12 protein-coding genes are annotated in these 16,897 nt (G+C 35.7%); 3 read left to right on the top strand and 9 right to left on the bottom strand.

Annotation, left to right across the window (positions count from 1 at the left end):
• Window positions 1-19: 19 nt before the first annotated feature.
• From ACWPWK_RS10000 to ACWPWK_RS09965, 8 genes are all read right to left on the bottom strand, one after another.
• Window positions 20-979, bottom strand: coding sequence for a glycosyl hydrolase family 8 (locus tag ACWPWK_RS10000; protein ID WP_454208811.1), 960 nt, complete (start codon window positions 977-979; stop codon window positions 20-22).
• 138 nt (window positions 980-1,117) lie between these two features.
• Window positions 1,118-2,077 (bottom strand): UTP--glucose-1-phosphate uridylyltransferase GalU, encoded by a 960-nt coding sequence (galU, locus tag ACWPWK_RS09995; protein WP_244185059.1) that lies wholly within the window; start codon window positions 2,075-2,077, stop codon window positions 1,118-1,120.
• A 182-nt stretch (window positions 2,078-2,259) separates the two neighbouring features.
• The gene (locus tag ACWPWK_RS09990) at window positions 2,260-3,171 is read right to left on the bottom strand and encodes a sensor domain-containing diguanylate cyclase (RefSeq protein WP_109373336.1); all 912 of its coding nucleotides are present in this window, start codon (window positions 3,169-3,171) and stop codon (window positions 2,260-2,262) included.
• A 39-nt stretch (window positions 3,172-3,210) separates the two neighbouring features.
• Window positions 3,211-3,681, bottom strand: a complete 471-nt coding sequence (gene bcsD / locus ACWPWK_RS09985; protein WP_109373335.1) for a cellulose biosynthesis protein BcsD — start codon at window positions 3,679-3,681, stop codon at window positions 3,211-3,213.
• A 15-nt stretch (window positions 3,682-3,696) separates the two neighbouring features.
• Complete coding sequence (locus ACWPWK_RS09980; protein ID WP_454208808.1) at window positions 3,697-7,398, bottom strand: cellulose synthase subunit BcsC-related outer membrane protein; 3,702 nt, start codon at window positions 7,396-7,398, stop codon at window positions 3,697-3,699.
• Between the two features lie 13 nt (window positions 7,399-7,411).
• Window positions 7,412-9,763 (bottom strand): cellulose biosynthesis cyclic di-GMP-binding regulatory protein BcsB, encoded by a 2,352-nt coding sequence (gene bcsB / locus ACWPWK_RS09975; RefSeq protein ID WP_109373333.1) that lies wholly within the window; start codon window positions 9,761-9,763, stop codon window positions 7,412-7,414.
• A gap of 2 nt (window positions 9,764-9,765) precedes the next feature.
• Window positions 9,766-11,886 carry a UDP-forming cellulose synthase catalytic subunit gene (gene bcsA, locus ACWPWK_RS09970; RefSeq protein WP_109373332.1) on the bottom strand — a complete coding sequence of 707 codons (2,121 nt, stop codon included), beginning with the start codon at window positions 11,884-11,886 and terminating at the stop codon, window positions 9,766-9,768.
• Window positions 11,887-12,057: 171 nt separating this feature from the next.
• On the bottom strand, window positions 12,058-12,456 hold the full coding sequence (locus ACWPWK_RS09965; protein ID WP_109373331.1) for a hypothetical protein: 399 nt from the start codon (window positions 12,454-12,456) through the stop codon (window positions 12,058-12,060).
• Between the two features lie 1,367 nt (window positions 12,457-13,823).
• Between ACWPWK_RS09965 and ACWPWK_RS09960 the strand changes: the two genes are divergently transcribed.
• The 3 genes from ACWPWK_RS09960 to ACWPWK_RS09950 all read left to right on the top strand — a co-directional run bounded on the left by ACWPWK_RS09960 (window position 13,824) and on the right by ACWPWK_RS09950 (window position 16,118).
• A complete protein-coding gene (locus ACWPWK_RS09960) occupies window positions 13,824-14,375 on the top strand; it encodes an NADAR family protein (protein ID WP_100157808.1) in 552 nt (183 codons plus the stop codon).
• Window positions 14,376-14,533: 158 nt separating this feature from the next.
• Complete coding sequence (nagK, locus tag ACWPWK_RS09955) at window positions 14,534-15,445, top strand: N-acetylglucosamine kinase (protein ID WP_109373330.1); 912 nt, start codon at window positions 14,534-14,536, stop codon at window positions 15,443-15,445.
• A gap of 88 nt (window positions 15,446-15,533) precedes the next feature.
• Window positions 15,534-16,118 carry a rhomboid family intramembrane serine protease gene (locus ACWPWK_RS09950; RefSeq protein WP_109373329.1) on the top strand — a complete coding sequence of 195 codons (585 nt, stop codon included), beginning with the start codon at window positions 15,534-15,536 and terminating at the stop codon, window positions 16,116-16,118.
• 19 nt (window positions 16,119-16,137) lie between these two features.
• On the opposite strand, the gene satP is transcribed toward ACWPWK_RS09950, so the two are convergent.
• A complete protein-coding gene (satP, locus tag ACWPWK_RS09945) occupies window positions 16,138-16,701 on the bottom strand; it encodes an acetate uptake transporter (protein ID WP_072065220.1) in 564 nt (187 codons plus the stop codon).
• Between the last annotated feature and the right edge of the window lie 196 nt (window positions 16,702-16,897).

Raw genomic sequence — 16,897 nt, 5'->3', positions numbered from 1 at the left:
TCAAATTAACTAAATATACTTATTGTCCGTTTTGAGCAAATGCCGCTAATAAGTGTAAAGCCGAAGAGTAATAATCTGTATCTTTACTTAAATCAACATCTTCAATAGGTGTTTTCATCGTTAAATCTCTCACTGCCATCATACCGGGAGTAAGGTTGTATTCAGCGCGCTCTTGAGCATCAATACTTACCCAAGCAGGCGTCTTATAACGATCAAATTGCTGCCAATACTGCACAAAAGGTTGTAACGCTAATTCATCATGTGCCCAAGCTAAATAAAGCGGAATACGTATTGCATCAAAGCTAAATCGTGCAGGCCATTTTTCACTAGGCTCTATCTTTCCATCTGGAAACAAACTTACCCAGTCTGTTGGTAATTGATATTCACCAAACCGCATATTTCTAAGTAAAGACTGGCTATCATTAATTAACTCTTTCCAACGAACATCTTTGCTCGTGCGGTAAAAATCTTTCCATGCAGGGAAAATAAAATAGGATGGGTTAATAATAATTTCTTCTGGGGTTTTGAAGCCATTAATACCGGGTAAAAGTACAGTATAATTTTTTATCTTAACTAAAGTATGTTCCAAAATAGCGTGTTGAATAGAATCAGAAGCTGAAAGATAACTTTCATCATTCCATTTCTCACCCGCTTTTAATAATGCCCACGCAATTAAGATATCACCATCTGTTGCATTATTAGGATCAGGGGTATGTTCACTATTTTCGGGTTCATAACGCCATTTAAATAAGCCTAAATCGCCACGATAAAGAGAAGCCGCTGTCCAGTGCCATAACTTATTAAATGTTTCATGATCATCACTCATCACAGCCATTAACATGCCATAGCCTTGACCTTCAGAGTGTGAAATATTTTTGTTAGCGCTGTCTATAACTCGCCCATCATCCTGAATATAGCGCTCTTTAAACTGTTGCCATCCTACTTGAGTATCTGCTGCCTGTATTGAGGGAGAAACCATAAGCAACAAACCTAAAAAAAGGTAGAAAATAGATAATGACAACGAGATAAGTGCCAAAAAGACATTGCCTTTCTCTCCTGCTATTGCCGACCGCCATCTTATCTCGGTCGGCATATTGCATATTATTTCAATATAAACTCAAAAGATAGCAACTATCTTTTGTGCTTCACTTACTTCATCTTCTTCTATGACTTCTGTTTTGGGTAACAATGTTTTTTCACAAAAGTCCCGCATCCAAGAAGAAAATTCTTCTTTTAACGCAGAATTATGGAGGCCATATTCAACAAAGGCTTTCATATATCCTAGCTTATTACCACAGTCATGTGATTTACCTACTAAGGTATATGCTTCAGCGACTTCTTTTTTCAATAATAAATCAATCGCATCTGTTAATTGAATTTCACCACCAACACCAGCAGGTAGACCATCTAATAATTCCCAGATAGCTTCAGAGAAAACATAACGTCCAACAACAGAAAGGTTAGAAGGTGCATCTTCAGGATTTGGTTTTTCCACGATACGACGAATAGGCGCCCAATTACCTTGAGGACAGAAAACACCTTCACAATCTACAACACCATATTGTTGCACTTGGCTCATTGGCACAGGTTCAACCATAATTTGGCTACGTTCTGTTTTTTCAAAACGTTTTATCATTGCTGATAAATTATCATGTTGAGGATCGCAATAATGTGAATTTAATAAAACATCAGGCAGTAAAACAATAAATGGATTATTGCCAATAACTGGGCGTGCACAACAAATTGCATGACCTAAACCTAAAGCATGGCCTTGGCGAATTTGAACAATCTTTACATTGCTAGGACAAATTGAACGTACTTCTTCTAATAATTTATTTTTAATACGCTGTTCCAGCATATTTTCTAATTCAAAACTGGTATCAAAGTGATCCGCAATTGAATTTTTAGAAGAGTGAGTAACTAAAATAATTTCCTCAACGCCTGCCTGAGCACACTCTTCAACAATATATTGAATTAAAGGGCGATCAACAATAGGCAGCATTTCTTTAGGAATTGATTTCGTTGCAGGTAACATACGAGTACCTAATCCAGCAACAGGGATAACCGCTTTCATCATAATAAAATCCTCTAATAGATATTTATCTAAAACTAATATTTAGTATTATTTTAAATTTACTCTTATATTTCATCAGGAATGCTAGATATATTTAAAAAACAGTTACCCCCTCTTCGTTAAAAAGAGATAACGTTATTTTTAATATATCTTTACTAAAAAACTTTCTATTTAAAACCTTTTATTTAAAATCCGGAATAAAACCCATATTTATTACCACCCATTTCTTTTATAGAATAAAGTGTTTCATCTGCAGATTTTAATAATTCAGATAATGTTTTTCCATCTTTAGGATATTCAGCAATACCTAAACTAATTGAAGGAATTAACATAAAATCCGAATTAATATTGATGGGCTTTTCCATTGATTCCCAAAGTGATTCTATTATTTCTAGCAAAATCACAGAACAAGAACGTAATCCTTTAGGGAAAAGCACAGCAAACTCATCGCCACCAAGTCGCCCACAATAGACTTCATTATTTTCTAATTTTGACAACCGTTTAGATATTTCACACAATACCTTATCGCCTGCATGATGCCCGAATTGATCATTAATAGATTTGAATTTATCGCAATCTATAATACCAAGGCAAAATGAAGAAGGCTGTAAAACATTTAATCGTTCATTTTCAATTTTTTCGACAATACTTAGTCGATTAGATATTCCAGTTAATGAATCAATATAGCTTTTATTAAATAACTCATTTCTTAGCTCTACCTTATCAGTAATATCCAAGCTAATAAATACATAATGAGAAATTAAATTACTTTCATCAAACACAGGAATAATACTAATATCTTCCCATATATCTTGCTGGGTATCGTTATTTCTTTTGGCTTCTAATCGATATACTCCTTTATTATCATTATTACCATTTACACAACAATTGATTTGATTCTCGTCAATTAAGTTAAATAAGCTATATTTTTTACCTTTTATATTTTCAAAGTGAACATTATTGAATTCACAATATTTTTCATTTGCATAAATAATAATGCCATTAATATCTGTTACTAACATCATGAAAACATTATTAGTAAATTGCTTTATTAATAAGCATTTAGAATTATCATCATTAAATATCATTTCATTCATTTTTGACCTCCTATGCTCATCAATAAAGCATATATATTATTATTCGGCTGATGAGTTATGCGCATAGCGGAAAATAAAGACATCTTTTGCATCAGTAGGTTGGCGATGCACTTGCATTTTGGCATTACCACCTTGATTCGTTAACCAACCTTCATATAATCCTTCTAAAACACCCGCACTTGCAACACGCCACTGAGCATCATCTTGGCTTTGCGTAAAATGAGGCCATGCACAATGAACCAGTAAAAGTTCGCTCATTGCAGGAGATATAGTGACAAACCCCCATTTAAATAGTGTTAATACGCGATTAATATGTGATTCAAGTAATTGAATATTTTCGCTTTCAGGTAAAGGATAACGTAAGGCAATATCTTTACCTATATTCCTTAATTTATTTCCAGCAGTAGAAATATCATTGTCATTTAAAATTTGAAAAAATAATAATTGAGTTAGATCTTGCCAGCCACTTTCAAAAGGTAATTGTAAGATATCACTGTCATGCTTATTCATTATTTGTCTCCTTAATTATTTAGACAGGAAGTCTGGGGTATATTTTAAGTGTAACCACATATTATCTTCAGCATAATCACCCGATGTATCATGCGATAAGCTGACACCTAACTCGGTTTCTTTGTTTAAATAATATTTCGCGTCTAAACCTAATCTATAAGTAATATTCGTTTCGTCTTGTTCTTCGTACTGAGATTTAATACGAGGATCGCTCGCATTCTGTTTATTTAATGCATTTTGCATATAACCATGCGTTGGGAAGTAATCACTGCCTTTTTGTTTGTAACTTTGTATCCCTATAGCACCATTTAATGAAACTTCACCTTTTTCAAAACGACGGGTATAAGCAACAGGTAATGAAACTGACACATAATCTTGTGGACTAAAGTAACCACCGTGCCCTAATGAGAAGTAGTTTTGGTTATTTCTGAAGTTCATATAATCAACATGCACACCTGCTTTTACTTCTTGTTGATCATCTTTATAGAACTTAGCATAAGAGCCAATCCACGCTTTCACTTCATCATTACTCGCAACACTCTTACCTTCGTAGTTATAGAAACCACCACCAGCATAAGCCCCAATTTTTCCATCATCCCAAGCATATTGAACTTTAGCGCCGTTACGTGTTACACGGCCCCAACTTTCGCCTGTCATTGGATCAGTACGCCCCATATAAGAAAGTAGACTATCTTTTATGGCTCTGCGCTCTGCTGTCAGTGTTAATTGCCCATTTTGGCTAATTTGAGGTGAATATGTGATACCACCGACAACCGTTGCCGTATCTTTACCTAATGGTGTTGAGCCCACATCAAAGCTGACATCCTTGTCCGATAAACGCAGTCCTAATTCAACACCAGAAGCACGTTGACTACCGGCTTCATCGGCATTAATTTTGTTTTTCTCATCATGGTTATCACTATTTTTAGCAAAGCGTTCAGCATGTTGAAGCTGACCAGAACCAAAGCGGTTAGCTCTTTCTCCTGAAACCGAACCACTTGTCATCGAAACAGGGTTAACACTAAATTCCCAACGGAACTCTTCACCAGGCACACTCGAAATACTGATTGGCGCTGAAATTTCAGTGACGTTAGATAACCCTTTATCACCATTACGATGACGAACAGAAACACCACCTTGTACCCAAGGTGAAACTTTTTCTTCAAGTTCACGAATAGAACGTTGAATCGATGCCATCTCTTTACGTTCATAGATAGAACCCGCAATAACAGGATTATCACTTCCTCCTAATGCGTTTAATTGACCCGCAGAGGTTTTTAATGTGCTATCACTGTTTTGCCATTGCGCGCTACGTAGTAACGTTAATGCTTTGCGATTCTCACCATTTAATTGCGCAATTTGCGCAGCTTGTAATAAATAAGCAGGTTGTGAAGATGAAGGAATTTGCTGCAATAATTGTTGTGCTTTTCTTCCATCTTTTTGTGCTAATGCCACTTCGATTTGAGCTTGAATTAATTTGCTATCTTTTCCTTGCTCTTTTTCTAAATAAGAAAGAATTCTGTTTGATTGTTCAGGCATTGATTGCGCTAAATAAACACGACTTAATGCCATTAATAAATCGGGATCATTCGGTGATGTTTTTAAAGCAACCACTAACGTGTCGTAAGCGGCTTTAATTTCGCCTTTTTCACGTAGGCTATCTGCTTGCGCAACTTTAGTGGCAACTTCTAAACGTTTCTTCTCAACAATCGGTGTTTCTTGCTGTAAAGCAGGATCATTAATCAAGCTAGATGCCTGTGTACAATGACCTAACTCATTGAGAACGTTGATATGACCAGCGTAGTTACCTACTGAACCTTTAGTGCCTTTTGCAATATCACTTTCAACCAATTTCAACGCTTCATCATTTAATCCACTATTAACTAATTTTTCAGCCAATTCACCCACATCATTTGGATAATCAGCCACTTGATTAATTAATGGACGTAAAATATTACGCATTGCAACAAGGTTTCCTGCCTGACGATAATGGTCAGCTTGCGCAAGCTGGCGATGAAAACGAGCACGCTGTAATAACTCTTTTTCAGCTTCAGTTTGTTGATTATGGCTACTGAGTAAGTTAAAAACTTTATCCCACTCTTTTTGCTCAACATAAAACAGAGATATCACATAATCAGAGTCTCTTGTTCTACGGTTTTGTAGCTGTGAGATAATATTTTTTGCGCCAGCACTGTCACCATCAGCGGCCATTAAGCGTGCTAAATCGAGGTAAACCCAGTTATTTTGCGGGTTTTTACGCTGAGCTTGTAAAAGCAATTGTCTTGCTTGGACACGATCACCATTTTCTAACGCTTTTTGCGCGTCACGGCGTAATTTCTCAGAAGGATCTGTATTTGCAGTAAGTTTTTGACGCAAAGAGGCTGATTGTTGAGCCAGTAATTGTTCTGCTTTTGTATTCTGCCCTTCCTGAACTAATAAATAGTAATAAGCAGAAATCACTTTCTCATTATGGCTATTTTGCTGATAAAGCCCTGACAGCAATTGGTGAGCAGCGGGTAAATTACCTTGCTTACGTAATAAGTCAGCTTGTAATAAGTTGGCAGACAACCTTTTTTCACCTGAAGCACCCGCTAATGGGGCTAATTGATCGAGAGCTTGTTGAATATTCCCTTGTTTAGCGCGTTGTTGTGCACTGCGTAATTGCGCATAAAAACCCGCATCTTCCGCTTGTTGCTTCCATTTACTGCCTTGTTCTCCACCTGATTGTGCAGCTTGGTTTAATAAACGCTGACCTGTGGTTAAATCACCTGAGCGTAATGCGATATAACCTAACCCCGCTAAGGCTTGCGCATCATTGTTATCTGCCACTAAAGCTTGTTTGAAATAACCTTCGGCTTCTTTCAATTTACCTTTATTTAATGCGGTATAACCTGCTTGGCGTGCATTACCTTGAATAGCACCTTGGAAATGCTCTGCAACCGCTTTATCGTTCGGGTTTGCTTGCAAATAAGTCTTATATAACACTTCATCATCAGGACGAACATTCAGCCATAACAGTGCTTGACGCATACCTTTTTTGGCTGATTCATCACCCGAGATATTACCTAAAATAGTTATACCTTCACGGCGAGTCTCTTCGTTATAAGTTAGCGTTAATCCTAATGCTTTTTGCGTTTCTTTATTATCAGGCATTAATGCAGCACGTTGTTTTAATCCCGTAATAGCTTGAGGCAACATTGCGGGTACACCCGCCATGGTTTGATAATATTCTAACGCTAGTGTTTCAGGTGGCTCACTACTAACAAATAAACGTTGATACGCTTTTATTGCTTCTTCATGTTGCCCTTTTTTCGCTAACTCTCTGGCATATCCTAATTGTTGTTCACTAAATTGTGATGATCGGATATTTTTTAATCCTTCAATTCGTGGATCTTGCGGTGCAATTTGCGCAAGTTTTTCTCGCCAATATGTTGCTTGTTTTTCATTACCTTGTTGCGCAGTAAAGAATGCCATTAAATACAGCGCGTCCTGATTATTGCTTTCCATAATCAGTACTTTTTGCAGTGCTTCTACTGCACGTTCATCGTGTGCTCTACCGTGCCAATAATTAGCTTGCTCAATAAGAGAACTAACAATATTTGGATCAATTGCTGTTGTATTTGCCTCAACTGCGGTTGCTTGTACTTGGCTTGATGCCCCTAGAATACAACCTGCATAGATGACTTTAACGATGATATTAAGTGCGTGATTTTTCATCTTATATCCCCCCTTATTTGTCTGAACGATGCTGTGATATCTGATGTAAACGACGAGTTGAACGACGTTGTAACCAGTAATAAGTCACGAAGCCCGTCAACACACAAAAACCAACAGCTAAAAGACCCAGCAAATATACGTGTCTAGAGCTATACCAAAGGAATTGTTGTAAGAAAGGTAAGTCGCCTTGCGAAAAGTGTTCACCTAAATGGAAACTTTTTACGGTGTCTTTACCACTAATAAGAGTAATGTCGCCTTTAATAGCCGCATTTATTTGGGCTAAATTTAAGTCATTGATAATGGTTTTTATCGAATCATTTCCTTTAGCTGTAACCAATACGACTACTCTGTCGCTTGCCCAAGGTGAGATAAAACTCATCATGCCACGCCAATCTTTCACTGAAGATAAGTAACTTGCAGCATCACCACTTTGAGAGAAATAATCGCCAGCAATCCAACCTTTTGCCTTATCAATCAATGATTGAGGTTTTATTTCGACGTTTTTATTTAAAAATGAGAACGTTTGTTGTGAAAAACGAGCGGGTAAAAATCCCTCACTATTTAATGAGCCAATCGCTAGCACATCGTGTTGAGAGAGGTTATTTTTCTCGAGCTCTTTAGCACCTAAGAAAACCGAAGCATGAGAAACTGGTGTACCTGTGGCATAACCTGATCTCGCCATTAAGTTCACTAAGGTATAAAGCTCTTCTATTGTTGGATTTTCAGGTAATAGCAGTGTGGTTTGTGAAAAATCCGCACGGCGACTAAATGGGAATGACGCTCCTGAAAAATAAGCCAAGTTCGGCATTCTTGAGTAGTGCCAAGTATTTTTAAATTGCAGTGTTGATTGCGGATCAATTTGGCTAATTAAGCTACTGCCATCCGTTAAAATACACGGAGAATCATCAGGCTCACGTAAATCAAAATAAAACTGTAATTGATTCTGACTATAAATTTGACGAGGGTTTAAATAGAGCGTGCTATTTTGCTGTTCGCTCTCCATTCCCAGCCATTGTCTTAAGATACCTAAAGGTTCTGAACGCGCCGGATACAATGCACATAAGAATTGGTTATTCAAAGAGACAATTAATGAAGAACGACGACTATTTAGTTTATCCGAATGAGGGAAAACATATTTCAAATCTAAAGGCAGTGCATCACCATCCCACCAAAAGAGATCGGGAGAGACACGAAACGAAAACTGATTTGGTGCATGGTTAATGCCTTGGCGTGAGAAATCATCACTACCATTGGCAATTTGACTTAACGAAACAGGTTTATTGGTATTTAACCAACGAGGTGCATCGTAATCCGCACTCATTGCAAGCGTTTGAGAAGGCACCACTAAATGATCGTTTTGTGGCAATTTACCGTTGTTTAATGCCCATACAGCTTGGCGAAGAGATTTCTCATTATCACCGCTGATCAGTAATAATTTGAAAACAGGATCGACTGGATTATCAACAATGGTTAATTGCCCACTATTTCCTGAAGGTAATGTAATACCCGCAATAGTCTGCCCTGAATAGCCAACTAAAATACCATCACTTTCAGGTAACTGATTCATTAAAACCGGTAAATCAACTTGCTTAATATCATGGCTAAAACTGCCAAACCATGATGCAGCAATGGCTGCTGTTGTTACCTCTGCATGGTCAGGTTTATCTGACAATATGATAGGTAACGAGGTCGCTGTCATTCTGTCAGGATCAAAGAACGGTAGGGGCAATCGTTCCAGACTATACCCGCCATTAATCCAGCGACCTCGATAATCTAATGATGAATCTGGTGAAATAACCAGACTTAATCCTTCAGCCAGTGGAGGAATACATTGGCTTTCATCCAATGCATCACGATTGGCTAAACGAAAGCTGAGATTATTCACATTCGTCAACATCATTTCAGGAATTTCTAAAACATATTCATGCTCTTGCCCACCTTCTTCTAAAGGTAAAAATCCCATAGGTTGACCATTTAGCATTAAGTGAAGTGTTTGATCAGATTGAATTAATCCTTGAGACGCTTTCACTTTCATCGTTAATGTGGCGTTATCAATAAATAAATCGTTCGCCATATTAAAAGTCACACCAGAAAGTAATCTTCTTCCTGATAGCACGATAGGCGATGGACTTCCCATTTGTGCCAAAGTTAATTGCTCTTCAATATTACGCGCTTCAGACAATACGCCATCTTCAAGTTGGATCGGGTTATTCGTATTTTGTTGCACTGGCGAATGTGTATAAGCAGTCGGATCAGGTAAAAGCTCCCCTCCTAGCTCTAACATTCCAGTATCTGCTTGAGAAAGATTAATACTTGCGATCGCTATCGCCGTCAGGCTTAGCATTAATGTCAGTTTCTTTTTCATGCTTAGTCATCCCCGTTAATAGATTGCACAGAGAGTGAAGCTTTTGCTTTCGTTCTTATTGCTGGCGCTTTCACTTTTTGGCGACGACCAAAGAACAGTTCGAAAATACAACGTGTAATACCGGCCAATTCTTTAAATGGCTTGTCTTTATAATCTGCTTGATGGATCCATGCATCAGCACGGCCAAAGACAATGCGCACCAATTTACGACGAAGATTTAAATCAATAGGTAAGAATTCAAGACGTAGTTGATTGCTTTCTAAACTCACCATATCAACAGGAACGGTAACTTCATCTCGTTGTACATTCAGGGTGATTGAAGTGACATTACGTTGGCGAAATTCAGACATTTTATTTACAGCAATGCGAACGCCACCCATTGAAATATCTTCTGTGGTAGTTGTTAATTCAGCGCCATCATCAAAATGTAACGTAATCGGTAAAGATGCATTGATTCGAGTATTTTTACGAATTTGTCGCGTCTCTTTACCTACTGCGATAGAGGCAAGAATGATAAATAAACTGTATGTCGCCCAAGCAAGGTTTAAAACAATAACCAGCGGGTCAATACCTTGGAAGTCATTTAATAGGTAACGGACAACAACCCATGAAATCCCGATGATAAGAAGAAGTGCAGTGATAATTAATGGACGTACAGTGAGGTAATCCATATAGCTTTTATCAAGCAAGTCACCTTTATCTGTTACGTTAAATTTACCTAATTTTGGTGAAACTAAACTCAGTAAAGTAGGGAGTACCAAACTAAATGCCATGACGGTTTCATAAATTTCACCCCAAAAAGAGTAACGGTATTTACCGATATTTTTCGAGTTTACATAAACCGACATGATTAAGTGTGGTAATGCATAGGCAAATATCATGCTTGCGGATGAAGCGATAATATTAAGGTTAAATAACATAAACAGTAACGGCGCAGTCAAGAAGATGATACGAGGCAAACCGTACTGAAAGTGGAGCATGGCATTGAGATAACATAAACGCTGAGGAAATGTTAAACCACGACCCAACATTGGATTATCAACACGGAATATCTGTGTCATTCCTCTAGCCCAACGAATACGCTGGTTAACGTGTAATGCTAAACGTTCTGTTGCAAGACCTGCGGCTAAAGGAATATCAATAAATGCAGAATTCCAACCTAAGCGTTGTAATTTAAGCGCAGTGTGTGCATCTTCGGTTACCGTTTCAACAGCAATACCACCAATTTCTTCAAGAGCACTGCGACGCATAACAGCACATGAACCACAGAAGAATGTCGCATTCCAGTTATCATTACCACGTTGAACAGGACCATAGAAAAGTGCGCCTTCATGCGGTGCATCTTTAGCCGCACTTAAATTTCGTTCAAATGGGTCTGGCGAGTAGAAATAGTGTGGTGTTTGGATCAACGCTAATTTTGGATCTTCAAGGAAGCTTCCTACTGTTGCTTGCAAGAAAATACGCGTGGAAATATGGTCACAGTCAAAAACGCAGATTAGCTCACCGTCTGTTAATCCCATCGCATGATTTAAGTTACCTGCTTTAGCGTGATCATGAACTTCACGTTCAATGTAAGTTACACCAACATCACCAGCGAATTGTTTAAATTCTTCACGACTACCATCATCCAATATATAAACTTTCATTTTATCTTGTGGATAATCGATAGCTTGTGCAGCAAGGACTGTATCACGTACAACATCCAAGCTTTCGTTATATGTTGGAATATAAATATCAACAGTAGGCCATTGAGAAATATCTTTAGGTAAAGGTGCTATTTTTCTATTTAATGGCCATGACGTTTGGAAATAACCTAGGACTAATATTATCCAAGAGTAAATTTCAGCCATAAATAAACCACTACCTAAAACAGCCTCGATAGTTGTATTAAAATTTAAGGTATTTGTTGCACGCCAGTAGAGATAACGCGTTGACATCAACAATGAAATAAAAACCATTGTTAATAATCGTTTTTTTGATTTTTTAAAACCGATAACAAATAACAGCAATATATTGATAAGACCGAATATATATTGTTGTTCGGCGCTCATTGGCATAACAATGAGTGAAAACATTGTTATCAATAAAAAAGCCGTAATTAATGTTTTAAATATTTTATTCATAAACCCATACCTTTGTCATCGCCATAGATCTTTTCTTAAGACAAAGGCACCCTATCGACATTAATAAATATCGAAAAGAAATAAACCTATCTTAAAAAATAAAATAACAATGGCTAAAGATTGACACCAGTCAATATTATTTATTTATACAAAGAGTTTTGCTTATTCAGATTAGATAGAGGCAATAAATGACAATATATCTTTTAGTGATATATTTTCATGAGCATGAACTCTATCAGTTTCTTTGCTATCAAATATTTTATTATCTGCTAACAAATTTTGCTTACTCTTAATTAAATTGTCTTTCTTTGCTTTAACAACTAAAGCATCCTGGTGATAAGAAGGGATAGACGATGAAGTAACAGGCTGTTTTGGTTCGTTTTTCACTATAAGTGAAGTTTCAGAAAACGTATTATTACTTAAATTACTAATTTTATTATTATCTTCTTTATTTATAACTACTGGTTCTATTTTATTATCAACATCTTGTATTTTAGAGGAAGAAAACTCTTGAAAAGCAAAGGCATCTTCCTGAAACTTATCTTTTAGGTTACTAATATCATCATACATAGTGTGGCCCCTTTAATAACAGTACTCTAAACCTTGTTCAATAATTTGATGCTCATCCAAAATAAGGAGGAGAGAACCTTATAGATAATTTTCACAATAAGTTAAAAATATATCTCTATAAATTCATATTTAAACTCTCATTAAATCATCAATTAATGAACATCAACTATGTAGGGTAAAATAATCTTATAAATACTAATTTATTTAATTACAAATAAGCATCATCCAATTAGGAGTAATGATTATTTAAATTAAATTGTATAATTATTTTAATGAAAAAGACAACATCAAAAAAAGTGTAAAAAGTAAAACGCCACTCATTTTCACTTTATAAAAATGGGTACTTTTACTTAATTTCATATTTATTATTACTATCAAAAATAGCGTCTTTTTTACCTAAAAAAACAGGTTTAAAAACCAGATAATAACTAGAGTTAATTAATAACAATTTGTATAAATTTTATAAAAATAAAATTCTAAAATAATTATTTATTGATATTATTTCTTCTAAAAAGCAAAGAGCCAATCAAGATCAATTTTAATAAATCCTCTTTTTTCTATTCCAAAAAAGACTAAAAAAATAATAAATAAAAATAGAAATGATTATTTATTCATATTGATCATCATCAAAATAGGCTCCTTTTTTACACCTAAAAAGTGTGTTTATTGCTTTTTATCATATTACGATCGTTCTATTTTATTAATAAAAAATAAAACACATCAGTATTGGTTAAGTTTTAGAAAAAAACATCAAAATAAAAGACAAAAGTAGATTATCAATCTATGATTAGTTTTATTATTTACTTATAGTAAATACCGCTAAGAATAACCTGTACTCCAGAATAATTAACTTAAGTAATATTTTATCTATAAAATGATATTGTTAATTTAGCTTAACAAATACACAAGCGTGATTTAGTTCAAATAATAAATGTAACAATGAAAACAAGTATCTCAACTAACCTAAGTTATTAAATTAATTACATAATATCTATTTTATTAGTTACAAATACCAACAATTAGTATAAATACCGATAAATGTACTTTTTTATATTAAAAATACTTAATTAACTACATCTTTATACCAAGTAAGTAGTATCGTTTTAAGATTATCTTTTTGTGTGATTATAGAAATAAAGAAACTCTTTATTTCTATTTTTTTAAGAGTAATCCTAGTAATCTAAGCGCTATTTTTTTTATCATTCAGTAAAAACAAATCTAATTAAGATTAATTTAATAAGAATAATTTGAAAATAGCGGAATCGCTTCACCTATAAGCAGAATAGCAAAAAGGCTCTCTATCCTTCTTTACTTCTATGCTATCTTTATTAAGTGAATTAGGAGTATTCAACATAACGGGAAAAAAGATGGATTTAGAACAATTAAAAAAAGAATTTCGTGCAGGAAAGAAAATAAAGTACATCTACTTTTGGGGACACAAAAGTAAAGGTAATGACATCGCAAAAAGTTGCTTTAGCCAATGGTATCCAGCACCTTTTATATTAGATGATGTGCGTTATGCCAGCGCTGAGCACTATATGATGGCTGAAAAAGCAAAGCTATTTAATGATATAGAAGTCAGAAAGCGCATTATTACTGCATCTAACCCAGGCTCTGCAAAAGCATTAGGCAGAGAAGTCAAAGGATTTGACCAAGGTATTTGGGAACAACACCGTATGGATATTGTTATTCGTGCCAATATCGCTAAGTTTTCCCAAAATGAAGAACTCGGTAAATTTCTGATTTCAACAGGCAATCGTGTGCTTGTTGAGGCAAGCCCCGTTGATAAAATATGGGGAGTCGGTTTAAGTGAGCAAGACAATGAGATTAACAATCCTCTTCTTTGGAATGGATTAAATTTATTAGGCTTTGCTCTAATGAAAGTACGTAGTGTTTTGATTGAAAGTAGTAATCAATAGATAAAGAAAACTCAACTGTCACCAATCACTGTGCTTCTTTAACCTAGTGTATATAAGCAGTAGAGATAACTTAAGTATTGACTGAAATAGAAATGGCCACGTAACGACAACCTTGTCGTTGCTATAAATAATATTTACAGAATAATTAAGAGACTGATATGTATTATGGTTTTGATATGGGCGGCACAAAAATTGAGCTTGCCGTTTTTGATAAAGAGCTGACTCAAGTATGGCAAAAACGTGTTCCTACACCTAAAAATGATTATCAGGCGTTATTGAATGTTTTTAAGGAACTGACCTTAGAAGCTGACATTGAATTAGGGTGTAAAGGAAAAGTAGGAGTTGGTGTTCCTGGTATTGTGAATGCAAAAGAAGGAACGGTATTTACCACTAATGTTCCAGCTGCTAAATACAAGCCAATGGTTCATGATCTTGCACATATACTCAATAGACCGGTTAAAGTTGAAAATGATGCTAACTGCTTTGCCTTATCGGAAGCATGGGATCCCGAATTTCGTCATCATCCTTCTGTACTTGGACTTATTTTAGGCACAGGTGTTGGTGGCGGTTTTGTTATTGATGGCAAAGTATTATCTGGCAAGAATGGGATTGCTGGTGAAATCGGTCATATGAATCTGAATGTGGATGCAGATAACGTGATTGGCGAAACAATGCCAAAAATCATCTGCGGTTGTGGTAAAAAAGCGTGTTTTGAAACTTATTTATCTGGTCGTGGTTTTGAACGTATGTATAAGGCATTCAATCATACTCCCAAAAGAGCCGTTGATATTGTTGAGCAATACTATGCTGGAGATAAGAAAACAGAAGAGCACGTTGATCGTTATATGAAAGTGTTAGCGATTTATCTAAGTAATATTCTTACTGTACTTGATCCACATTTAATTGTTATTGGTGGTGGATTATCGCAATTTAATGCACTGTATGACCAATTACCTGAATATCTCTCACACTGTGTCTATGGAAATGCACAAATTCCAGCAATAGAAAAAGCACGTCATGGTGATGCAGGTGGCGCTCGCGGAGCTGCTTGCCTTAATTTATTAGACTAATAAATAAAAAAGAGCCTTTCTTCTTTTTATTAGAGGCTCTTCTATTTATAGCGTTTTATCAACGTCATTACATTATTAAGGCTACGTTATGGATAAGGTTTGGTTTAAAAAAAGGCTCACCTTTCTTGGTGGGTTAACTCTCATATTAGTCTTACTTCAACTTATTAACTCACTATTACCCATATCTCTTTTTCAATGGGGTATTGTTCCAAGAACGGGTGAAGGTTTAATTGGTATTTTTATCGCACCTTTCATTCATGGATCTTGGTCCCATCTATTTAGTAATCTACTCCCGCTTCTTATTCTTAGCTTTTTATCCATGACACAATCTCTACGAGAATATGTGCTATCCAGTATATTTATTATTATCGTAAGTGGTTTATTAGTTTGGATTTTTGGACGAAATGCTATTCACGTTGGTGCAAGTGGGTGGATTTTTGGGTTATGGTCTTTACTTATTGCTCACGCTTTTACTCGACATAAAATTATCGATATTGTAATTGCACTCTTTGTTCTATTCTATTATGGATCAATGGCCTATGGCTTAATTCCGGGACAATTAGGTGTATCAACAGAATCACATATTTCAGGTGTCGTTGCAGGGTTACTTTACGCATGGTGTGCAAGAAAATTAATACGCCGTAAAAGCCAAGTAGTAGAAGTGGCTAAATAGCCACTTCTGTATAAAGCGGTTACTTGTGACCAATTGGCAGTATTGTTCTGCCATACATCTCATTTAATACTTCAGCCATTGCAAGATAAAAAGCACTGGCACCACAAATAATACCTTCAAAACCTGCAATTTTTAAAATCAGTGCATTACCTGTGATATTTCCTATCGCCAGTAATGCAAATAAAATAGTCAGACTTAAAAAGACAAACTGGAGTGCTCTATTGGCTTTTAACGTGCCAATAAACATGAAAAAAGTAAAAATTCCCCATAACGCTAAAAACACACCCAAAAAGAGAGGTGTTGTGGGTTCACTTAAGCCCATCACGGGTAATAACCAAATACCTACTAATGTTACCCAAAAGAAGCCGTAAGAGGTAAATGCAGTGGCTCCAAAAGTATTGCCTTTTTTGAACTCAAAAATTCCAGCAATAACTTGTGCGATCCCACCATAAAAAATTCCCATACTCATAATAACTGAGACTACTGGGAAAAAACCGGCATTATGTATGTTCAACAAAATCGTTGTCATACCAAAACCCATTAAACCTAATGGACCCGGATTGGCAATGCGTTCGTTAGTCATAAAACCTAAAACCTCTAAAAATAACAGGGGAAAATTAAAAAAAATTTGAAGGCGTTGGATGATAAGAGGTAATACATCTAAAAACAATGATCCTACAAGGTATATTTTTGAATAACGGTCTACACTGATCCAAAGGGGAAATAACTAGAGGATTTAACTTAAAGAAAAGATGTATTTAGTGATAGATGCTTATATT

This window comes from Proteus sp. Marseille-Q3619, assembly GCF_965283115.1.
This window is presented reverse-complemented; position numbering and strand designations above follow the sequence as displayed.